The following is a 1,551-nucleotide window of genomic DNA, read 5'->3' as shown; positions in this document are numbered from 1 at the left end:
TGTTTGCATGACTGACGACGGTAACGCTGATGGCCACTTTTGCCATAACCGTGTTTTTTCACAGGAGATGTCTGTTCACAAAACGGGCATCTTACATCAACTTTAGCCACTGTATTCCACATCAAAAACCGGACATTTCACACTGCAATCAACATATTGAATACACGACCCAGCGCGGCGGTCCTTGGCTGCTTACTTTACCTGACCGGCTTTTCCTGGCAATCAGCGCTGATTGGTGGCGTCGGGTTGGCGATGTCTTCCACCGCGATGGCGCTGCAACTGATGCGCGAGAAGGGAATGAACCGCAGCGAATCCGGCCAGTTGGGGTTCGCGGTGCTGCTGTTTCAGGACTTGGCGGTCATCCCCGCTCTGGCGTTGGTGCCAGTGCTGGCCGGAGTGCAGGGTGAAGTGACCGACTGGAAAGACGTTGCCATCAAGGTCGCGGCCTTTATCGGCATGTTGATAGGTGGACGCTATCTGGTGCGTCCGCTATTCCGGTTTATAGCCGCCTCCGGCGTGCGTGAAGTGTTTACCGCCGCGGCGCTGCCGCCGGTGCTTGGATCTGCTGTCTTTATGGATGCGCTGGGTTTCTCCATGGCGTTGGGCACCTTTATCGCAGGCGTGTTGTTGGCGGAAAGTGAGTATCGCCACGAGCTGGAAATTTCCATCGATCCTTTTAAGGGATTGCTGATCGGACTGTTTTTTATCTCCGTGGGCATGGCGCTCGATCTGGGGGTGTTGTTTACCCACATCGACGAAGTGTTGCTGGGCGTATTCCTTCTGGTCACGGTGAAGGGCATCGTGCTGTACGTATTGGCGCGCGTGAACCGGATGCGGCGCTCTGAACGGCTTCAGTTCGCCGGGGTGCTGAGTCAGGGCGGTGAGTTTGCGTTTGTGCTGTTTTCTGCGGCAGCGGCGCACAAGGTGCTACAGGGTGAACAGCTTCCGTTGCTGCTGGTCACGGTAACCCTCTCCATGATGACCAAGCCGCTGCTGATGCAGGGGATAGACCGCATTCTGGCGCATCGTTATAACGCTACGGAGGAGCATGACGAAAAGCCTTATGTGCAAGATGACGAGCCGCAGGTGATCATTGTCGGGTTTGGGCGTTTTGGGCAGGTGATCGGGCGTTTGCTGATGGCGAACAAAATGCGCATCACGGTATTGGAACGTGATATCAGCGCCGTCAGCATGATGCGCAGCTATGGTTACAAAGTGTACTATGGTGATGCCACTGAATTGGAACTGCTGCGGGCGGCCGGCGCTGAACAGGCGAGCGCGATTGTGATCACCTGTAATGAGCCGGAAGACACCATGGACATCGTTCACCTGTGCCAAAAGCATTTTCCCAATCTGGAAATTCTGGCGCGGGCGCGCGGACGTGTTGAAGCCCATGAATTATTGCAGTCTGGTGGGCTTTGTTGAATAAATCAGAACTTGTAACGACTGCGCCCCATACGGGTCGATTGTTACGTGATGCGAATACTGTTCGGCATTCCTAATAGCGTGATCCGGTTAAGCGCTTTGACCATGGCCATGGCTTCACCCACC

At 55.0% G+C, this 1,551-nt stretch carries 1 protein-coding gene and 2 pseudogenes; 1 reads left to right on the top strand and 2 read right to left on the bottom strand.

Features of this window, described 5'->3' with window-relative positions; all coding sequences use genetic code 11:
• Window positions 1-110, bottom strand: a 110-nt coding sequence (locus QZ506_RS09290; protein ID WP_367272994.1) for an IS1 family transposase, incomplete at its 3' end; no start/stop codon positions are given.
• Window positions 111-174: 64 nt separating this feature from the next.
• Between QZ506_RS09290 and QZ506_RS09285 the strand changes: the two are divergent.
• Window positions 175-1,413: pseudogene (locus QZ506_RS09285) on the top strand (cation:proton antiporter); the annotation flags it as partial.
• Window positions 1,414-1,469: 56 nt separating this feature from the next.
• Here QZ506_RS09285 and QZ506_RS09280 read toward each other — a convergent pair.
• Window positions 1,470-1,551, bottom strand: a pseudogene (locus QZ506_RS09280) (lipoprotein); the annotation flags it as partial.

Source organism: Candidatus Symbiopectobacterium sp., assembly GCF_020054415.1.
Classification (GTDB): Bacteria; Pseudomonadota; Gammaproteobacteria; order Enterobacterales; family Enterobacteriaceae; genus Symbiopectobacterium.
The sequence above is the reverse complement of the archived record's forward strand: the minus strand, read 5'-3'. Positions and strand labels throughout refer to the sequence as shown.